The organism is Morganella psychrotolerans (assembly GCF_001676155.1).
In the GTDB taxonomy this organism is placed as follows: domain Bacteria; phylum Pseudomonadota; class Gammaproteobacteria; order Enterobacterales; family Enterobacteriaceae; genus Morganella; species Morganella psychrotolerans.
Genome location: NZ_LZEW01000001.1, coordinates 236,132 through 255,966, shown reverse-complemented (window position 1 = coordinate 255,966; position 19,835 = coordinate 236,132). Strand labels below are relative to the sequence as shown.

At 50.5% G+C, this 19,835-nt stretch carries 17 protein-coding genes and 2 pseudogenes; 6 read left to right on the top strand and 13 right to left on the bottom strand.

Annotated elements, in window-relative coordinates; genetic code table 11:
• Positions 1 to 470: 470 nt before the first annotated feature.
• The 3 genes from AYY16_RS01265 to AYY16_RS01255 form a co-directional block, all read right to left on the bottom strand.
• Entirely contained in the window at positions 471 to 1,205 is a 735-nt protein-coding gene (locus tag AYY16_RS01265; protein WP_067360994.1) for a class I SAM-dependent methyltransferase, read from the bottom strand.
• Positions 1,206 to 1,308: 103 nt separating this feature from the next.
• Positions 1,309 to 1,521 carry a transcription antiterminator/RNA stability regulator CspE gene (cspE, locus tag AYY16_RS01260; RefSeq protein WP_067360990.1) on the bottom strand — a complete coding sequence of 71 codons (213 nt, stop codon included), beginning with the start codon at positions 1,519 to 1,521 and terminating at the stop codon, positions 1,309 to 1,311.
• A gap of 272 nt (positions 1,522 to 1,793) precedes the next feature.
• Positions 1,794 to 2,642: a nickel/cobalt efflux protein RcnA gene (locus AYY16_RS01255; RefSeq protein WP_067360986.1), complete on the bottom strand. Its 849-nt coding sequence runs from the start codon at positions 2,640 to 2,642 to the stop codon at positions 1,794 to 1,796.
• 142 nt (positions 2,643 to 2,784) lie between these two features.
• On the opposite strand from AYY16_RS01255, the pseudogene rcnR reads away from it, so the two are divergent.
• A pseudogene (gene rcnR / locus AYY16_RS01250) lies at positions 2,785 to 3,058 on the top strand (Ni(II)/Co(II)-binding transcriptional repressor RcnR).
• Positions 3,059 to 3,163: 105 nt separating this feature from the next.
• Here the strand turns inward: rcnR and AYY16_RS01245 are convergent.
• Positions 3,164 to 3,823: a hypothetical protein gene (locus AYY16_RS01245; protein ID WP_067360984.1), complete on the bottom strand. Its 660-nt coding sequence runs from the start codon at positions 3,821 to 3,823 to the stop codon at positions 3,164 to 3,166.
• A gap of 344 nt (positions 3,824 to 4,167) precedes the next feature.
• On the opposite strand from AYY16_RS01245, the gene AYY16_RS01240 reads away from it, so the two are divergent.
• The 5 genes and pseudogenes from AYY16_RS01240 to AYY16_RS01220 all read left to right on the top strand — a co-directional run bounded on the left by AYY16_RS01240 (position 4,168) and on the right by AYY16_RS01220 (position 9,323).
• Complete coding sequence (locus tag AYY16_RS01240; RefSeq protein WP_235846181.1) at positions 4,168 to 4,542, top strand: RidA family protein; 375 nt, start codon at positions 4,168 to 4,170, stop codon at positions 4,540 to 4,542.
• Between the two features lie 82 nt (positions 4,543 to 4,624).
• Positions 4,625 to 5,798 (top strand): annotated as a pseudogene (gene ydeE, locus AYY16_RS01235) (efflux MFS transporter YdeE).
• A 149-nt stretch (positions 5,799 to 5,947) separates the two neighbouring features.
• Complete coding sequence (locus AYY16_RS01230) at positions 5,948 to 6,973, top strand: methyltransferase (protein ID WP_067360978.1); 1,026 nt, start codon at positions 5,948 to 5,950, stop codon at positions 6,971 to 6,973.
• 83 nt (positions 6,974 to 7,056) lie between these two features.
• The gene (locus AYY16_RS01225) at positions 7,057 to 8,403 is read left to right on the top strand and encodes a B12-binding domain-containing radical SAM protein (RefSeq protein ID WP_190973074.1); all 1,347 of its coding nucleotides are present in this window, start codon (positions 7,057 to 7,059) and stop codon (positions 8,401 to 8,403) included.
• A complete protein-coding gene (locus AYY16_RS01220; RefSeq protein WP_067360975.1) occupies positions 8,403 to 9,323 on the top strand; it encodes a fatty acid desaturase family protein in 921 nt (306 codons plus the stop codon). Before AYY16_RS01225 ends, AYY16_RS01220 begins: the two co-directional genes overlap by 1 nt.
• Positions 9,324 to 9,500: 177 nt before the next feature.
• Here AYY16_RS01220 and AYY16_RS01215 read toward each other — a convergent pair whose 3' ends face one another.
• From AYY16_RS01215 to AYY16_RS01175, 9 genes are read right to left on the bottom strand one after another with little or no spacing between them, the layout of a single operon-like run.
• A complete protein-coding gene (locus AYY16_RS01215) occupies positions 9,501 to 10,118 on the bottom strand; it encodes a YybH family protein (RefSeq protein WP_067360972.1) in 618 nt (205 codons plus the stop codon).
• Positions 10,115 to 10,729 (bottom strand): phosphatase PAP2 family protein, encoded by a 615-nt coding sequence (locus AYY16_RS01210; RefSeq protein ID WP_067360969.1) that lies wholly within the window; start codon positions 10,727 to 10,729, stop codon positions 10,115 to 10,117. The genes AYY16_RS01215 and AYY16_RS01210 overlap by 4 nt, the downstream gene beginning before the upstream one ends.
• 18 nt (positions 10,730 to 10,747) lie before the next feature.
• Positions 10,748 to 12,091, bottom strand: coding sequence for a B12-binding domain-containing radical SAM protein (locus AYY16_RS01205; protein ID WP_067360966.1), 1,344 nt, complete (start codon positions 12,089 to 12,091; stop codon positions 10,748 to 10,750).
• Positions 12,088 to 13,479 carry a B12-binding domain-containing radical SAM protein gene (locus tag AYY16_RS01200; protein ID WP_235846180.1) on the bottom strand — a complete coding sequence of 464 codons (1,392 nt, stop codon included), beginning with the start codon at positions 13,477 to 13,479 and terminating at the stop codon, positions 12,088 to 12,090. The genes AYY16_RS01205 and AYY16_RS01200 overlap by 4 nt, the downstream gene beginning before the upstream one ends.
• The gene (locus AYY16_RS01195) at positions 13,395 to 14,423 is read right to left on the bottom strand and encodes a hypothetical protein (RefSeq protein ID WP_067360961.1); all 1,029 of its coding nucleotides are present in this window, start codon (positions 14,421 to 14,423) and stop codon (positions 13,395 to 13,397) included. The genes AYY16_RS01200 and AYY16_RS01195 overlap by 85 nt, the downstream gene beginning before the upstream one ends.
• On the bottom strand, positions 14,420 to 15,766 hold the full coding sequence (locus AYY16_RS01190; RefSeq protein WP_067360958.1) for a B12-binding domain-containing radical SAM protein: 1,347 nt from the start codon (positions 15,764 to 15,766) through the stop codon (positions 14,420 to 14,422). Before AYY16_RS01190 ends, AYY16_RS01195 begins: the two co-directional genes overlap by 4 nt.
• Entirely contained in the window at positions 15,766 to 17,160 is a 1,395-nt protein-coding gene (locus tag AYY16_RS01185; protein ID WP_067360955.1) for a B12-binding domain-containing radical SAM protein, read from the bottom strand. Before AYY16_RS01185 ends, AYY16_RS01190 begins: the two co-directional genes overlap by 1 nt.
• On the bottom strand, positions 17,160 to 18,707 hold the full coding sequence (locus tag AYY16_RS01180) for a GH3 family acyl-acid amido synthetase (protein ID WP_067360952.1): 1,548 nt from the start codon (positions 18,705 to 18,707) through the stop codon (positions 17,160 to 17,162). The genes AYY16_RS01185 and AYY16_RS01180 overlap by 1 nt, the downstream gene beginning before the upstream one ends.
• On the bottom strand, positions 18,700 to 19,419 hold the full coding sequence (locus AYY16_RS01175) for a hypothetical protein (RefSeq protein WP_067360949.1): 720 nt from the start codon (positions 19,417 to 19,419) through the stop codon (positions 18,700 to 18,702). Before AYY16_RS01175 ends, AYY16_RS01180 begins: the two co-directional genes overlap by 8 nt.
• Between the last annotated feature and the right edge of the window lie 416 nt (positions 19,420 to 19,835).

Genomic DNA, 19,835 nt, shown 5'->3' with positions numbered 1-19,835 from the left:
ATAAAAACAGCTTATGTTCTTAATAAAAAAACTCTGTGTAGAATATTTTGACACAGGTGGGAGTTATATTATAAATAGAATGTTTGATGATTATTTAATTGACGGATAACTTGCAAATTTAGGATGCCACAATGAAAAATATATTATTATCTATGATTTTTACTTTACTAATGTCATTTATATTTAATGCAAATGCTGATACATTTCTAAATAAGTGTAGTTATTATGTCCATAGTACTGCAATAGAAAAATCAGGATACTACCGCTTTCAATTGAGAGATACGCATGATGTTTTATATCCAAAAAGTAATTCATGGAGTTTTTCTGCCAAAGATCCGAGGATTATAGAGTTGCTCAATATTGCTCATATTTCGCACTCATTAATATGTATTAGTTATAGCTCTTATAAAGATTACTGGGAAATATTTCATGTGAGTATGGAAAAAGAGTAATCGTTAAGCCCGCCGCCATTAATCCGGCTTGCGGGCGCTCAGAAGGAAGATCATCGGACGCTCTTTTTCTTCATCCAGTGCCGGATTTTCAGCAATTTGTTCTGCTGACGGCCCCCATTCATCCATCGCGACTATTTCAAAACCAGATGCAATCAGCAGGTTTATCCATGTGGATAACTTCCGGTGCTGTTTCTCCACGCCATCAGCAAACCAATTACTGATGCGCACACCTTCCTGCTGATACTGATTTACCGGCCAGGCTCTGTTTCCTTCGCTGTCCGTGCTCCATGCCTGCACAACCGGTGCAGTATAGATCGGATGTTCTGCTGAGAAAATCAGCATGCCCCCGGGTGTCAGTGCCCGGAACAATGTTGTAAACAGTGCCGGAATATCCCGCAGATAATGAAGAGCAAGGGAGCTGTAAATCACATCGCTTTGTGCGGCAGGCAATGAAAGGGTCTCCAGATCAGCACGATGATATAAGATACCGCTGTCTTGTGTCATGGATGCTGCTTTTATCAGCATTTTTTCAGACAGATCAAACCCGCTAACCTGTGAAGCAAGTTGTGTCCGCGCCCAGCGACAAAACCAGCCATAGCCACAACCGAGGTCGATAACTGATTTTCCGGCAAGTGATGGCAAGAGAGCCTGCATTGCGGCCCATTCCGGCGCACCGTTCAATCCCTCTACAGACCGGGGCAGCGAGGCATAGCCGGTAAAAAAATCCGGATCATCATAAATATTCTGAGACATATGTTACGCCTTACCTAATAAATACCGGGGATGTTCCTGATCGACAGACATAAAAAAACCCCACCGAAGTGAGGTTCTTAAATCTGCTTAATGGGTGGCTGAATTACAGCGCTACCACATTACCCGCTGCCGGGCCTTTCATACCATTTTCAATGGTGAAAGAAACTTTCTGGCCTTCAGCCAGTGATTTGAAGTTGTCGCTCTGGATTGCAGAGAAGTGAACGAACACGTCTTTGCTACCGTCAGCTGGAGTGATAAAGCCAAAACCTTTATCATCGTTAAACCATTTTACAGTACCAGTGATTGTGTTAGACATTTGTATTTCCTTTAATTTATCTTGTTGCCATAAGGCGTATTTGCGGTTTGATTTCGATTTACTTATGGGAACTATTAGAAGGAATTCGCTATGTTAAGGTAACTAAACAGAAACACTTAACGCAGAATGACTAACCGGACTGACATAAATAGGTCTGCACTTCCAAACCAGTGGCAGTATTAAACCACATGAATTCCCTTCACGCAAATCATTTTTTGCTTAATTTAATAAAAAAGGGGAAATATTCCCGGAGACGGCGGGAATATCATTCATCACCCTGCCAGCCCCATATAGCCGTGGATCCCCATATACAGCCCGACAATTGCGATAAGTGCTGCTGAAAAATACGGTGCTTTTTTTGCCGCCTCACCCAATCCCTGCCAGCGGCGGTTAACCTGCCTGACACCAATTGCCGTCACAACCCCTACCGTGACTAATGTCAGCGCAAGCCCGATACTGAAACTGAGCACCATCGTCGCCCCCAGGGTAAACGCTTTCAGTTGCAGACAAATAAGCAGCACCGTTATTGCCGCCGGACACGGGATCAGCCCGCCGGTCAGACCAAACAGTAAAACCTGGCTGTTTGTCGCGCGACCATCCGAAAAACGATGTTTGATTTCATCCGCATGTGCTTTGGCATGTGCATCAAGATATTCACTGTCATGATGATGGTCGTGATGATGGTCGTGATGATGGTCGTGATGAGCATGGTCGTGATGCGCATCATGTGTACCATCATGATGGTGATGACTATCCCCCTGCATTTGCGCCAGCCAGCCTTTTTCACCGCGGTAAGTCCGCATAAACATCCAGAACGCGGTGGCTAAAATAACGGCAGCGGAAACCATCTGTAACCAGGGCTCCACCGCTTCGGCGGTAAAACGCTTACTTATATACATGCCCCCGAGAGCAATAAGCCAGACAATCAACGTGTGTGACAATGTCGCTGCCAGCCCCAGCAATACCGCCTGCCTGACAGTGCCTTTTACAGCAATTATAAATGCCGCCATCATGGTTTTTGAATGTCCCGGCTCCAGCCCGTGTAATGCACCGAGCGCAATCGCACCGGGGATAAAAAACCACGCATTACCCTGCTGTAATAAAGAAGCAAAATCCGTCATACCTGTGCGCCTGTATTTTCAGAAAGAAAAAAGAGTGAACGCAGTATACTCCCCCCCAGTATAAATAAACTACCTCTTTGTCTGACTAAAGTGCTACTATTTTACCCGTTAACTCTATATTTCCTTATCTCACAGGGCTGCTATGTCACACACCATCAGGGATAAACAGAAGCTTCAGAACCGGGCCAGTAAAATTCAGGGGCAGGTAAATTCACTGAAAAAAAATGCTGGATGAACCTCATGAGTGCGCGGCTGTTCTGCAACAAATTGCGGCGATACGCGGCGCGGTTAACGGGTTAATGCGGGAAGTGATTAAAGGACACCTGACAGAACATGTTGTTCATCAGGAAGATGAGGAAAAGCGTCAGGATGATTTGGATATCGTGCTGAAAGTGCTGGACTCTTATATTAAATAATTTATTGCATTGTATTTTATCCGGTTCTCCCGGTTGTTATTTTTACACTGATAAAGACATAAGGTGATGCGTTTTTACATCACCTTATAATGACATCCGCCACACTCAATAATTAAATTCTTTTATTATTTTCTTATTTGTATCAACAATAACGTTCAGATAAATATCCGCAAACTGTCCGTTATAACGGTATTTTTTAATTGTCATCGAATATTTACTCAGTTGCTCACCGGATGCCGCAATTAATACCTCGGTCTGCCTGCCATTTCTGATAACTTTACTGAGAATATAATCCGGCACATAACGGCTGCGATCACTCATGGCTCTGACGGCCTGCGGCGAATATCTCATTTTTGTTGCCGTGGCACTCAGTGTCAGACGGCTTTTCAGTGATGAGACAATTTGCATACTCAGTTTCACGCCGCCGCTGCTGACAGCCCGGGTGGCACCGCCGCGCATCAGTAAAGAAGTTCGCCCGCACAGTTTCGCCACCACACCGCCTGCCAGCAGGAGATCCAGCGGGTCAAACAACGGCGACTCCAGCGGCATTTCATACACTGTCTGGTAGTGGCCATTAATATCATAAATATGATAAACCCCGTTCATGCCATACAGATAACCAATACACAGCCCTGTCGATTCATCAATAATAGGTGTTACACCTTCAGGTACAGATGACTCAACCGGTAATGCAAAAAAATCCCCTTCATTCAGCGGCGATGTAAACTCATGGAATTGTCCGTCAGTCTTATCAAAATTCGACATTGATATATCCTTAATTTAAAAATAAATTCCCTTTAAAGCATGCGCTGAACAGATATCAGAATAATGCCCGGTTATTGTCTCAATGCTACGTGTTTTACGGGAAAGAATATAGAAATATTCTGCCTGACGGGATAACGGAGATAAATAATCGTATTACCCATTAGGAATTATCTATCGAAACTATTTTTGCTTTATTTTATGACACTCATCGCGGTTAATATTGCGTTAATTTATACTGCAATAAAACATTTTATGATAAAGGCGGTATTTTCTCTTATTTAGCCAACAAAAAAAATTCAGCAGAAAGGTCATTATGCATAAAAAAACTCATTAATCCGCCCGACTTGTTTAATTCACTGCAATACGGGTTCAGCCAGGCGGTGGAAACCACCGGCACCCGTCAGTTGTTTCTGTCCGGTCAGGTCGGTGTTGATCACCGGGAAATCACCGTACCCGGCGGAATGCGGGAGCAAACGGTGCAATCTGTGGATAATATTGCCCGCGCACTTGCGGCTGCCGGCGGTGACCTCTCTCATGTGGTTATGCTGCGGATTTATATCCGTGCCGGGGCTGATTCACATGATGAACAAATGGCAATTGCGGATGTGCTGAAAGAAAAATTTGGTGCCTCAGCCCCGGCGTCATCCTGGATTATTGTCAGCGGATTGTCCCTGCCGGAATGGCTGATTGAGATAGAAGCGCAGGCGGTGCTGCCATAACCGGAAAGGCGCTGTACAGCGCCTGATTTGCATGATATTGATTACCTGAATATAAAAAAATATTATTATTGAGACTGTCACCATGCAAGCCGCCACACGCTCGACTATTGCTCTGTTAGCCTCTTCATTTTTAATTACCATCGGACGCGGTGCCACCATTCCGTTTATGGCGATTTATCTCAGCCGCCAGTACGGTATGGCAGTCGATCAGGTGGGTATCGCATTAACCGTTGCACTTACTACCGGCGTGCTTTTCAGTCTTGGCTTCGGAATTATTGCGGATAAATTTGATAAAAAACGCTATATGCTGGTTTCAATTCTGGTTTATATCGCAGGATTTATCGCCATTCCGCTTACACACAATATTGCACTTGTGGTTGTTTTTTTTCTCCCTGGTTAACTGCGCCTATTCCGTTTTTGCCACCGTCCTGAAAGCCTATTTTGCCGATACACTGCCGCCTGCGCGTAAAACAAAGGTGTTTTCCCTGAACTACACCTTTGTCAACATGGGCTGGACAGTCGGCCCGCCTGTCGGCACAGCACTGCTGATGTACAGCGCTAACCTGCCCTTCTGGCTTGCCGCCTGCTCCGCCGCGTTCCCTGTCTTATTTATTCAGCGCTTTGTCCGCAGTGTTCCCCCGTCTGCCGCAACCGGCAGCGGCACGACCTGGCAGCCCTCCGTTATGCTTCATGATAAAGCGCTGCTCTGGTTCACACTGTCGGCCTTTATGGGCTCCCTCGTCTTCGGTTCTTTTTCCACCTGTATTTCACAATATGTACTGACAGTCGCGGACTCGACACTCGCGGAAAAAGTGATTGGTGTGGTCCTGCCGGTCAATGCTGCTGTCGTGGTGTCATTGCAGTACATGGTCGGACGGCGGCTGCGTCAGGAGAATCTGAAAAAACTGATGACGCTCGGTACTCTCTTTTTTATGGGCGGACTTGCCGGGTTTATGATGGCGGGCAGTAATTTAGTGTTCTGGGGGCTGGCAGCCTTCGTGTTTACCCTCGGTGAACTGATTTATGCACCGGGTGAATATATGCTGATCGACGGTATTGCCCCGGATGGCATGAAATCGAGCTACTTTTCTGCACAATCCCTCGGCTGGCTGGGCGGCGCATTTAATCCGCTGTTCACCGGCGGTGTTCTGACCAGTTTCCCGCCTGATACCTTATGGCTGATGCTGATCGGTGTCTCCGCAGGCGCCTGGCTCTGTATGATGCGCGGGTTGCGGATTAGCAATGCATACCGCTGAATCGTGACATCCATACCAAATATTTAATATCCGAATAATTATCTATAAAATAATTAATAATACTTATGATTTGCTGCGGTAATATTTTTTAGCCGGGCTATGCTTCTTCTGATTGTTTAATTTTATTTAACTAAAACAGGAGTCGCTTTATGTCACAAAATATACCAATGACGCCCGCTGAAGAGAAAGCCGCGCTACGTGTTATGGATATCGCGATGAGCTTTACTCTGCCCGGATGTCTGCGTACAGCATCACAACTGCATCTTGCCGATCACCTTGCAAAGGAACCGCTTTCTGTTAATACACTGGCTGAACGGACAAAATCACAGCCGGCTCTGCTGCATAAAGTCTTCCGGATGCTGACGGCTAACGGCATTTTTACCGCTCATGACAATGATCTTTACGGGCTGAATACAGAAGCTGAGTTTCTGAAAGCGGATCATCCCTATTCACAGCGCCACACCATTCTGATGCTGACAGATGAAACACTGTGGAAACCTGTTGGCCGGGTGACTGATGCCATTCAGGGCACACCACCGTTTGAAGACTGTTTTGGTGAATCGTTCTACGAATACCACGAAAAACATCAGGGCGGTGACTACAATTTCCCGTCCGGAATGTCCGCCCTGTCTGAAGTGGAAAACTATTTTGTCGTCAATACTTATGAATTCCCTGAAAACAGCCGTGTGATGGATATCGCCGGTGGTCTGGGCGGGTTGTTGCTCCGGATCCTGCGGGCAAACCCGACACTTCACGGCATATTACTTGACCGTCCGCATGTCCTGTCGGACAACCGGCTGTCGGGACAGGGAATGGACGACAGGTGGACTGCCGTATCCGGTAACCTGTTTGAAGCCCTGCCTGAGTCCGATATTTATATTCTGAAAAATATTATGCAGGACTGGCAGGATGAGCGGGCGCTGGTGATACTGAACAACTGCCGGGAATCCATGCGCAAAGACAGTAAGCTACTGATTATTGAGCCGGTTATCTATCCGGTAAAAGAATTGGACTCCCGTCATGCGATGGATATCCTCTGTCTGACCGCCTTCCCGAACGGCGGTGAACGGACCATACCTGAATTTGAGGCATTGCTGGCAAAAGCCGGACTGAAAATCAACCGGCTGATCCCGACCGGCTGTTATGTCTCCATCCTGGAAGTGGTTAAAGCCTGATAATTGATCAGACACAGTGCGTACACCTGCGCGCTGTGTCATTGTTGCCTTACTTATGTCAAATTCAGGAACAGGATACAGCGGTGAATATTTTACTGATTTTGCCGTTTGACAGAACGTACCGTTACCGGAAAAGTGCGTTTTCTGTTGCCATCAGTTATGCCCCGCTGACCCTTATCACACTTGCCGCCCTTGTTCCGCCACACCTGAACGCAGAACTGACACTGACAGATGAAGGTGTTTCCCCGCCTGTCACCACCGGCGATTTTGATCTCGTGGTTATCACCGCCACCGCCTCTTCTTCTCCGCGTGCTTATGCGCTGTGCCATTATTGGCGGCAGCGCGGAGCATATGTTGCAATGGGCGGGGCACATGTCACGCTGCAACCTGATGAATCTGCACATTATGCAGATACCGTCATGATCGGCGCAGGTGAACACATCTGGCCGCAATTTTTGCAGGACTTTGCGGACGGACATCCCCTTACCCGCTATCAGCACACACCGGAGCGGGGTTATCTGCCAATGCCGGTACCGCGCCGTGATCTGCTTCCCCGCCGTACTTATATGAAAATTCCGACGATTATTGCCGATCGCGGCTGTCCGCTGTCCTGTGACTTTTGTTCGATACAGCATCAGTGGGGACGAAAAGGGACAGCCCGCCCGGTTGAAGAGGTCATTGAAGAGATAAAACTCAGCGGTGAACGACGCTGGATTTTTCTTGACCCGAATCTGTATGCCGATCGCGCATACAGCCTCGCGCTCTTTCGCGCTCTGAGCCCCTTGGATATCCGCTGGTCCGGGCTGGCAACGCTTAATGTGACCGATGACGAAGAGGTATTCCGCGCCCTGTGTGACAGTGGCTGTGAAGGATTATTGATCGGGCTCGAAAATCTCAGTCAGCACACCATGAGCGCTGTCGGAAAGCGCTGTAATCAGGTCAGTGAATACCAGCGGCAGATCCGCCTTCTGCGTGATAATAAAATCGCCGCACTCGGCTGTTTTGTTCTGGGTTTTGATGAAGATACCCCGGAGAGTATCCGCGACACTCTCCGCCGGATACCGGCTCTCGGGCTGGATCTGGTGCGTTTTTCTGTCCTGACGCCGCTGCCCGGAACCAGGTTGTGGGAAAGAATGAAGCAGGAAGGCCGGTTAATCACACAAGACCTGAGTTTATATGACAACGAACATGTTGTTTTCCAGCCCAAACAGATGTCGCCGGAAGAACTGCACGCGTTGCTGCATGAAGCCTGGCGTGAAACATACCGCCTGTCCGCTATCGGGCGGCGGATTTTCAGCCATCCGGGAAACCGTCTGATCCGCCTGGCGGCAAACCTCGGTTTCCGTCTCTATGGCCGTCGTTTGCGCCGGGAAAACCCCGCCCTGTTTAGTCCTTTGGTAGTCACTGATAACACAAGGAAGTCTGACTGATGCGCCTTTTGCTTAACGCTGTTTTACTGATTTTATCAATGACGGCAGCGGCTGTGTGCCTGTGGGCGGTCAGTCATCTTTCCTGGTTTTGGGCGCTTCCCGCTCTGATTGGCTTTATGCTGATCAACAATATGCCATTTGCCATCCTGCATGAGGCGGTTCATGACGTGGCTGCACATTCTGCAACAGAGAACCGCGTGATTGGTGTGATTGCTGCCTGGGCATTTCCGACCTCTTTTACCCTCCAGCGCCGGGCGCATTTAAATCATCACAAAAATAACCGCACTGATAATGAGCTGTATGATTATTATCTGTCACATCAGCCCCGCTGGTTGCGCAATATCTGGCTCTACGCAGGAAATCTGCTGGGGCTTTACTATTTCTGTGTGCTGCTCGGTAACCTTATCTGGTTCTTTGCGCCGGGTGTTTACCGCTCGCAGGTATTTGTCACAAAAATCGCCCCGGCGCTGGGGTTCGGCTCCCAGGTTCCCGAACTGGCGAAACTGCCGCCGCTGACGGTCTGGAGTGAATTGCTCGGTGCGTTTCTCTGGCAGGCGCTGCTGTTCTGGTCGCTGGATTTAAGTGCGGCGGGATATTTTCTCTGCCTGTGGGCATTCGCACTGCACTGGTCGGCACTGCAATATGTTGATCACGCATGGAGCCGCCGCGATGTGATAAATGGAGCCTGGAACCTGAAAGTTCTGCCGCTTTCCCGCTGGATAGCCCTTAATTATCACTGTCACCTTGCGCACCACCAGCATCCTCAGGCTCCCTGGTATCAGTTACCATCTTTGGTGGATGACCAGCCGCGCCCGACATTCTGGCGGATTTATTTCAGTCTGTGGCGTTATGGCGTGCGCCCTGCACCACAAATGGGCGCACTGGCGGATCTGGATTTTTTATTTCCGCCGGGGAAATAAGGGAACGTGTTTTTTATTGATAACTCTGCCGGTCAGGTGCTACGGCGATAACGGGCAGAACAACGAAAAGCATCCGCGCCATGGATGGCGCGGCTGAGCTTACACGGATGTATTTACAGCGTCTTTTCGTTTTGCCCGTTATCAGCCGCCCCCGGATTCAGCAAAGAAACTCCGCTGTTATTTTTTATCCGTTGCCGTTTCCGGTTTACCCGCACATTTGCGGCGGAACAGGAAAATCCCTGCCAGCAGACCAATTACCAGCCCGCCTGCGCCGTACATCATGCCATGCAAAGCGGCAGTCGTTTCATTCAGCAGCGGATTATCCGTAAAATTTGTCCCGATATGAATAGCGCGAATTTTCCACTTGCCCTCTTCCGGTGCAACAACGGCTGTCCAGCGGGTCGGGAAATCATATGTGCGCCCGTCGCTCAGCTGATATTTTTCCAGCCCGCTGCCGTATGCAATACCCCAGGTTTTATCCGCTGACAGTTCTGTCACCGCATCAGCATTAAAACTGATATTCAGCTTTTTCAGGAATTTATCCGGACCAAACCAGGACTCAAAATAGGGTTTTATCGCTTCTTTGCCTGAAATAAACTCCTGCGTAATCGGTGTTGCCCGCAGATTGTCACTCATCACCGGCAGCATTTTGTCATACTCCCCGCTGTTGATAGCACCGGCGACAGTGGCGATCACCTGACGCAACTCGTCATGAATAGCGCCATCTTCTTCACCGGGCTGCGCATGGAGTGAAAAACTCAATACCATCAATGCACTGATAATGATCCTTTTCATAATAATTTCCTCATTACAGATGAAACAATCACAGCCAGCAGCAACCCGGTGACAACATCCGCCACATGGTGCTGATGAACCAGTAATGTGGAGAGCGCGATCAGCGCCAGCCACAGTAAAAACAGCGCTGTCAGCCCTTTTCCGGTATGACGGATAATCGCCATAACTGCCGCACACGACCAGGCAACGTGCAGCGACGGCACCAGATTATGCGGCTGATCCAGTTCAAACAGTGTCTGATACATCGCCCGGTAAAGCGGGTTATCCGGCAGTTGCCGTACAAAACCAAGCTGTGCCGGAAGCAGAAAAAATATCAGTCCGCCAATCAGCGTCACCGCGATAAAAGTAAACGCCAGTTGCCGGTGTTCGCGGCGCGGCACAAACCACAATGGTGCGAGGATAATCAGGTAAAATGAGCAATACACCCAGATAAATTCCGGCACAAAGGGGATGCCAAGTTCAGCCGTAACCCATAAGGAATACAGCGTTTCCCGCCCGGCGGTAAACATATTCATCAGCGGATAAAGGGTAAAAAACACCACACTGACCGGGATACACCACAGCAGGTAACTGAGCGCACGCTGCGCGAAAGAGTCAGATCCGCCGATCATCAGCCGTTTCCTCTATTGTTATTTCAGCCCGAACCGCATCCGGTGCTTCTTATGCACTTCTTTGCGAAACAATAAGGTATAGCGCCAGAATGTCGCCATGCGGGAAAGAGATTGCAGAGTCAAACGCAGATCAGAAAAGCGGCGGATAATCGACGGCACACTATTAAACCGGCTGCGGGCGTTGTGGCACAGTTCTGTCAGGGTTTCCGGGCTCATCTGCGCAGGCTGAAATGCCGCCTGATTAAAACGGTATTCCGGATGCAGCCACCATTTCCCGTCAAACAACAGGCGGTTCTCCTGCGCAAGTTGCTGATAAAGCGGTGTTCCGGGATACGGCATCAGAATATTGTAGGCAGCAAACGCAAAACGGTTTTTCAGGGCAAACTCTGTCGTTTGTTCCACACTCTCAGCCGTATCATGATCATAGCCGAGGGTAAACGCCGCCCAGGTCTGTAACCCGAAATCACGCAATACGGCAATTTCTTCACGATATTGCGAAAATTCGCGTAAATTCGGCGATTTTCGTGCATCTCGCAAACTGTCCGGGTTAATGGACTCAAATCCCATCACATTCCCCCAGCAGCCACTTTGCTGTAGCCTGGTCATCAGCGGACGGTTGCGGGTGACATCCAGGCTTGCCTGGCTTATCCAGTGAATATTCAGGGGAGTAAGCGCGCTGCATAACTCACTGAGCGCGCCATGATCAGACGCGATATTGTCATCGACAAAAAAGATAAATTTTGGCTTCTGCGTTTCAATCTCACGCACCACTTCATCAATACGGCGGATATAATGCTGCCGTCCGAAATAGCGGCTGACCGCACAGAAACGGCAGGCAAACCGGCAACCCCGTGTAAACTGCATCAGGCTGATCGGGAGATACCCTTTGCCTTTGAAAATATCACGCCGGGGCAGACAGCCACACTGATTGTGATCGATTTGTCCGACACCGGCAGGCGCATCATAGCGCGGCTTCAGCCGCCCTCTCCGTGCATCGCCAATCATTTCTGCCCAGCGGGTTTCCGCGTCACCGGTAAAGACGCTATCGGCATACAGTGCCACTTCCTCCGGCAGCAGTGTGGCGTGAATACCGCCCATCACCACCCGCACACCACGGGCGCGGAATTGCGCGGCTATTTCATAAGCGCGCCGGGCAGTAAAGGTTTCAACAGTGATAGCGACCAGATCGGCGGGTTCATCATAAGGAATGCTTTCCATGCGGTCGTCATACAGCACAACCTCGACATCCGGTGGCGTAAGTGCGGCCAGAATGCCGAGCATCAGCGGCTCCATCCGCCCTTCATCAACATAAAGACTGTGTTCGCGCCGTCCGATATTGGGTTTGATCAGTATCAGCTTCATGCTTTTCCCCCCGGCTGTTTCCCTTGTTTGCGGGCTATTTCCCGGTGGGAAACAATATTGACCAGCCACGCCACCCACAATGTGCGCCAGCGCCGTCGCGGACTAAACCGGCAGAGCCGCCGGATAACAGAGCCAAACCGGTAAAACCGGGTTTTGGTCTGAAAACAGAGTTCGGTCAGTTGTTCCGTACTCATGCCGCCGGGCGTAAAGACCGGGTCACCGTAGCGGTAATCCGGGTCAATCCACCAGTGCGGTGACAACAGCCTTCCCTGTGATTTTAGTCTGTCGTACAGCGCTGTACCGGGAGTAGGGTTCAGTAAATTAAAATTCGCGACTTCCAGCCGGTTTTCCTGTGCAAAATGCAGACACTGCGCAATGGTATCGGGTGTATCGCCGTCGTAACCAAAAATAAAAGTGCCGTAAACGCCGATCCCGCGCTGATGCAGCGCCGCCACAACAGCGGCATAATCACCCGCTGAATGATTCCAGGATTTTCCCATCTGCCGTAAATTCGCACTGTTCAGGCTTTCAAAGCCTATCAGCACAAAACCGCAGCCCGCCTGCGCCAATGCATCCAGCATGCTTTCATCACGCGCTATATCGATGCTTATCTGACAGCCCCAACACCGTTTCAGCGGCGCAAGCATCTGTAAAAAATCATTCAGCGACCGGCGACCGGAAAACAGATTGTCATCGACAAACAAAATGAAGCGATTGGCAGGCAGAGAACGGATCTCTTCACGCACCTGTACTGCCGGACGGGTACGCACGCCGCCCGGATAAAACGCATGAATGGAGCAAAAATCACAGGCAAAACGGCAGCCCCGCGAATACTGCACCAGCGAGATAGGCGCGTAACGCTTGCCGGTAAAAATCTGCCGGTCAAGTTTATACTCTGTCAGCGGGCGCGTGTGATCCCCCTGATAGCAGGAACGCAGTCTGCCGCGTTCAGCATCCGCGAGCATCTGCTCCCATGCGCCCTCTGCATCACCCAGCAGAAGCGTATCTGCGTGATTTGCAGCCTCATCCGGCATAAACGTAATGTGACAGCCGCCGAGCGCCACTCTTTTGCCCTGCTGACGAAATTTATCCGCCAGTTGGTAACTGCGCCGGGCAGTAAAGGTTTCAACCGATATCGCAATGAGATCCGCGTCCGGCAGGGAGTCCGGAATTTTCTCCAGACGATCATCATAAAATGTCAGGCGGTGCCCCGGTGACAGCGCCGCCAGAATACCTATCGCCAGCGGCGTCATTGCATCTTTCGTGCGGTAATCTCCCATATTCGGGTAGATAAGCACGATGTTCACAACAGAGCCACCTCCGGCCACACAATCCGCCCGTCCCACATTGGCGCTGCGGTGAGATCCACACCATAGATCCGGGTGCAATACACGGATGCACCGGTACGGGCAATCACATCTTTTGTGCAGATATGGCTGGACGGCAGCCCGACCGTCATGATTGGCGTGGTACAAAACAGCATAGCTTCCTCAATCAGATCCGGAAGCAGTGTGTCATCCGTACACGCAAGGAATGAGAGGAAGCTCTGCGGGATAACATCACCAATTGCCGGCATCTGCGGACGCTTTGTCATGCCTGCAAACGCGTTATAAACCGGGCGCAGCATCTTCATTTTTCCGGAGTAACTCGCGACCACCACCTGCTTGAATGCCCGCTGATCCCAGAGCATCCCGCACGCCACCAGTTGTCCGTTCTGATAACTGCCCAAAACCGTGATCCCGACCTGCTGCATCGCCTTGAGATTCAGTGCCGGGGCCAGTTGGCGGGACTCTGCTTCCTGAGCAAAAAAACGGATAACATCCGTATAATCTTCCGGCGGAACCACTTTCCACAGCCCGCGGTTTTTACCCCGGTGTTTATTCATCGCCAGGGTAGTCATGTTGCTCAGATGCCGGTAAAGCGGTAAACCTTCCACACCCCGCTCCAGTAACCGGCGCGCCAGCAGATTATTTTCCGCAATACTGGTGTAGCAGTGATCTGGTGTCGGTAGCTGCCGCAGGTAGGAAAATCCTGCCTGTAATACTTTCAGATGATTGCGGTATTTCGGTACAATACGCAGGCTGCTGAGATAGCCCATCTGCGCGTCTTCCCCGTTCACCCAGCCGGTCTGTACAGTGAGCTGGCACATACCGACCAGAGTATCACCGTCTCTGGCCAGTGCCGGATACACATCCCCGAAATCATCCCGGGGCGAAAAATAGCCCGGGCGACGGGTCATAATCAGTTCCCATTCACCCTGCATGGCGTTATCTTCAAGGAGCCCGAGTAACTCTGCGATATGCTCCGTTGTCGCGTCAATGACCTCTATCATTTCACCTCTGATAATTTACCTTGCCAATTTTCATCACCAAGCGGATAGCCGTTACGGCTGCTTATTTCGCGGTGATGCAGCCAGTTAATCGGGAAGTAATTGCGAAACATAAAAAAATCACCCCGGTTACGCCAGCTGCGCTGAAAAATCGATCGTGAACTATAAAATGCCTTCCGTGCCGAGAGGCATCCCTGCGTGACTGCCTCAGGAGACAGTTGTGCCGGATAAAACGGCAGCTCGTTATAACGATAGTTATCATCAAGCCACCACTGTTCATAACGCAGGCGTTTTTCCTGCGCCAGTCGTTCATAAAGCGGTGTGCCCGGAAACGGCGTCATATGATTAAACGCCGCGATATACATACTCTGCTCCCGGGCATAAGCCACGGCTTCACCAAAAGAGTCCGGCGTATCATGATCATAGCCGAACACAAAGGTGCCGTAGACTGCAATACTATGACGGCGCAAATTTGCCAGCGCCTGACTGAAGCCGCCTTTCATAGTATTAAAGCCTTTTTTCATCTGCCGTAAATTGGCTTCATTCAGGGATTCAAACCCAATCAAAACACCACGGCAGCCCGCCTGTGACAGCGCGCGGACAAATTCTTCATCATGGGCGGCATCAATACTCATCTGAGTCACCCAGCGGACACCGGCTTTTGCCAGTTCCGGTAAGACATCACCACTTTCCCTCAGGCTGCCCGCGAAATTATCATCCACAAAGAAAAACAGATTTTTTGTACCTTTCAGCTCAGCCAGCTCCCGCAGGACATGGTCAGGATCACGCCGCCGGTAACGCTGCTGATAAAATGCCTGAACCGCGCAGAATTCACAGTGAAAACGGCAGCCGCGCCCGGTTTCTATCAGCCCTATCGGCAGATAGCGCTTGCCTGCAAATAAGCTGCGATCAACACGAACACCCCGGAGATCTGTCTGTTCCCCGTGGTATTCCCGCTGCAACGTACCGTGGCGCCAGTCATCAATCAGTGTTTCCCAGACAGATTCCGCCTCACCGGTAACAATCGTATCGGCAAAACGTTTTACCTCTTCCGGCACCAGCGTGGCATGAAAACCGCCCATCAGCACAGGTACCCCGCGCTTTCTGTACTCGCTTGCAATCTGATACGCACGTTTCGCTGTGTAGGTTTCCACCGAAATGGAGACTAAATCCGTTGGCTCATCAAACGGGATTGTCTCCAGGCGATCATCATAAAAACGGGTATCGATATCCGCCGGGGTCAACCCTTTCAGTGTTGCCACCGGCAACGGCTCCATCTGCCAGGAGCGCAGATACGCCTCACCGCGCCGGTGACCAATCGCCGGATGAATAAAGGTCAGCCGCATCAGTTGTTACCCGACTTTGCCGGATGATGCTCAATCGGCCAGTCACAGGTGTAATACTGATGTAAATGATGCGCATAGAATCGGTAACCCAGGTTTGCCGTCAGCGCCAGCGGTTTAAAATTACGCGCCTGCCATAAGCGCCGCGCAATACTGCTGTAGCGGTACACTTTTTTCCAGGCGCGCTCATGACCGAGCTCCAGGTCGCGTGCACTCATCAGCGCCGGACGGAATACCACATGCTGCGCGTCATACAACGACCAGTCCGTAGTTAAGATCCGTTGTTCCTCTTCCAGGCGCTTAAACAGCGGCGTACCGGGAAACGGCGTCAGAACAGAAAAACGCGGTAAATCAATTCCGGCATCGATCGCCAAATCAACCGTGCGATCAAATACATCCGTGGTATCGTGATCCAGTCCGAACACAAAACAGCCCTGAATAGCTATCTTTAAGCGGTGCAAATCGCCGATTAATTCTTTGTAATCCACCGATCCGTTAAATTTCTTCCCGGCATCTTTCAGGCTGCCGTCACTGACGGTTTCCAGCCCCAGCAACAACCCTTTACAGCCGCTGCGAGCCATCAGCTCCATCAATTCGTGGTTATGTGCTATCAGTACCGTGGATAATCCGAACCACTGAATATTCAGCGGGATCAGCGCCGTAAACAGCCGTTTGGCGTAGCCGATATCAGACACCAGGTTTAAATCGACAAAAATGACTTTCCGTTTGCCGGTGCGTTCCACATAGCGGCGGATATCTTCCGTCACCCATTCCACCGGATGCTGGAACTGTTTACGTCCCCAGGCACTCGGCGCGACACAAAATTCACAGTTATGCGCACAGGAACGTGTGGCTTCAAATACCCCCTGAGTGAGAAAATGCTTCGCATCAAAACGCTCGCGCTCAGGAAATGGCAAATCAGGTATATCAAGTGTGAAATCCGCACTCTGCCGGTATTCCCGCTGCATCGCGCCATCCATAAAATCACGGATAAGCTGCGGCCAGCTCTGCTCTGAATAGCCGATACAGACAGTATCGGCGTGCTGTAATGCTTCCTGCGGCAGCAATGTCACATGCGGTCCGCCGAGCACTACGGGGATCTTTTTTGCCCGGAACTGCGCGGTCAGATCATAAGCGCGTGGCGCATTTCCGGTGATCACCGTCATCACAACAAGATCGGCGGTGAAATCGTCCGGCAACTCTTCAATACTTTCATCAATCAGCCGGATAGTCACCGGCAGAGATTTCGGCACTAATGCCGCGAGAGTCGTCAGCGTCAGCGGCTGATAACGCAGAGAACGTTTGAAAATTCCGCCCCGCTTGCGGTACAGCGGTCCTTTAGGCGAAAGCAGCACCAGATCAAGCGGACGCTGTGGCGAATACATAGTCTGTGTCATCACGGAAACTCCCTGAGGTCAAACATGGTCCGCCAATCCGGTGTTGTCAGCAGGACCGGGATTTTTATCTCTCCCAGCCGTTTCGACTGTTGTAACTGTAAGCGGAAATAGTGCTCCACCGGCTCATGCAGGCGGTAATATGTCAGCGGATTAAGCTGCCCGAGGCGTCTCGCATAAAGGTATTGCGGATTGCTGCACAGGTAATGTTCAACCTCGTCACAGCTCTCCTGCGCCTGCTCATCATTCATAGTTGAGTCACTGAGCAGCAGGACATAGCCCGGCGCATCCGGATCGGCGGCAAGCACGGCAAAATCCTGTAATGCAGATAACCCGGCGCAGACAAAGGGTTCAGTCAGTTTTTCCCCGACCAAATCACTGTTAACACCATCGCGCCCTATAAAACGCAGCCGGGGGATACCCTCTTCACTGTGCCCGGTGCATAACACCCGGTCGTCTGTCTGATAGCGGTACAGCCCGCTGTTGGTGGTCACAATCACACTGTATGTTTCACCGCACTCCAGTTCATCTGCAAGAAAAAGATGCCCGGAATGGTGGCTGAATTCATAGAAATTACTGTCAATACTCAGGTGCGGATCACCCCCGACAGACGGGATGGTGATCACCGCTTCGGTGGAAAGCAGCCCTTTACCCTGAAGTGTCACTGACGGAAAGCGCGCCATCAGCGCACGCGCCAGCGGCCCGGAAGAGGCCTGATCCCAGCAGCTGATCAGTGTCAGCGCGGGCCATAACACCTCTGTATTATGGTTGTCCAGATAATCACGGTAACGCGAAAGCGCCGCCGGGTTTGCCGTCAGCGAATGTCCCGCAAGCTCTCCGCCCCGGCTCAGCAGTGCGGTAATCTCAGCCCGGCGTGAATCAAGTGCATTAAGCAGCGGAAACAAAAATGCCGGGCTCCAGACAGACATCAGGCGTAAATCGTCACAATACAAAAGATAAACCAGTGTAAGCAACTGCCAGTCTGCCGGGTCTTCCACTTGCCCCAGGCTCAGGGGAACCGCTGATAATGTACTGAATGCCGTGATATTTTCGTCTCCCAGATACAATGCATCACCGCCACCGACCGGTAATCCGCAGGGAGTCTGCGTTATCCGGGTAACCGCCGGGCTCAGCGCCCAGTAGACCCGCCCGTGAGTCAGATCAAAATTATCTGCCACATCATGTAACCAGCCAATCATGGCCAGACGGAAATCATTCAGACCGGCGGCCGTATAAGGCAGTAATTTGCCGCCGCTGTGGCTGCCGCCGGTCATTTCAAATGCCAGAGTCGGTGCGTTATAAAGTAGATTGTCCTCACCTTCTGCCACACGGGTTATCCATGGTGCAAGGTCATGATAGGTGGTCAGAGGGACCGTCTGCTGGTAATCAGACATGGATATTACAGTATCAAAATGATGTAACTGCCCGTAAGCACAGGTTTTATTAGCAGCAAGGCAGGCTGCCAGCCACCGGGACTGGCATTCGCGCAGTGAGTATTTTTCAGTACGGGGAGGTGACCAGCGCCGGAAATGACGCCATGCGTTATCCATGACAGAACTCAACATCGGGCCGGGTAAAAAGTGACTGAAAGCGTGGGTGGATATTGTCCGGTGTGATTTCACACAGGCAGACCAATTCATGACCGCAAACATAGTGCGGATTTTTATGCAGGAAAAAAGCGACATCCGGCTTGCTGCGCTGCGCATCAGAAACCGCCGCCATAGTCCGGTTCAGATAACCAAACGCCGTCGGGCACTCCACCACACCCCGGGCGGGGTTATACAGCACACCGAATTTATCTTTTGCCAAATCAGCTGCTAATTTCGCCAGTTCCGGCTCTTTAATATTGCCGTCCCTGTGCGGATAAAACGTCAGCGCCAGCGTGCTCATATAACGATAGGTGCGCACACCTTTGACCAGCAAAAGCCAGAATACGCGCTCATCCGGATACTCTTCCCGCAGCAGGGCAATACGCCGCAGCCAGGCACCGTGCAGTGTCTGTTGTTTCCAGTGGGAGGGATGCACAATTGTGTCGCCGGAATAGACAATCCGGTGTCCGCGGAACGGATAAAACTGTAACGTGCTGAACCCGGCAATCTCATCACCGTACATCAGAAACAGAACTTCCTGCTTATGAGCAAGGTCAGACAAAAATTGCGTGCTGTCACTACCGGTGTAATACGCAAAATAGAGTGAGGCCATTTTCTGACGCTGCGCCTGCGATAAACTTTTTACAGATTGAAAATATGCGCGATACGTCATCCTGCCGTCTCCTCCGGTATATTTGCCCGCACGACCATCTCCCCTTAAGTGGAATGCTCATCTTAGCTTTCTTCAGGTCAGAAACAATCAGCGATACCTGAATCTTTGTTTAATATCATGAAAAATAGAACAGGCACCTGAAAAGAAACCCATATCCGATACCAGGGACTAGTTGTTATTACTTAATTTGATATTAAATAACATAAATTTAGGATTAATAAGATTGCCATTATTTTATTATGTAGCATCCTGCGTCAATCAGACTTCCCCCATATTTTGCCCTGTACGTTTTGCAGTATGATGGTTAAACAATTCCCTGACCAATGTGGATAAGGGAATGCACTTACCCTGTCAGTCAGGACGATACCGGATATATGACCCGTAATACGAATGGGGTATCCGTTTTAATCACAGTG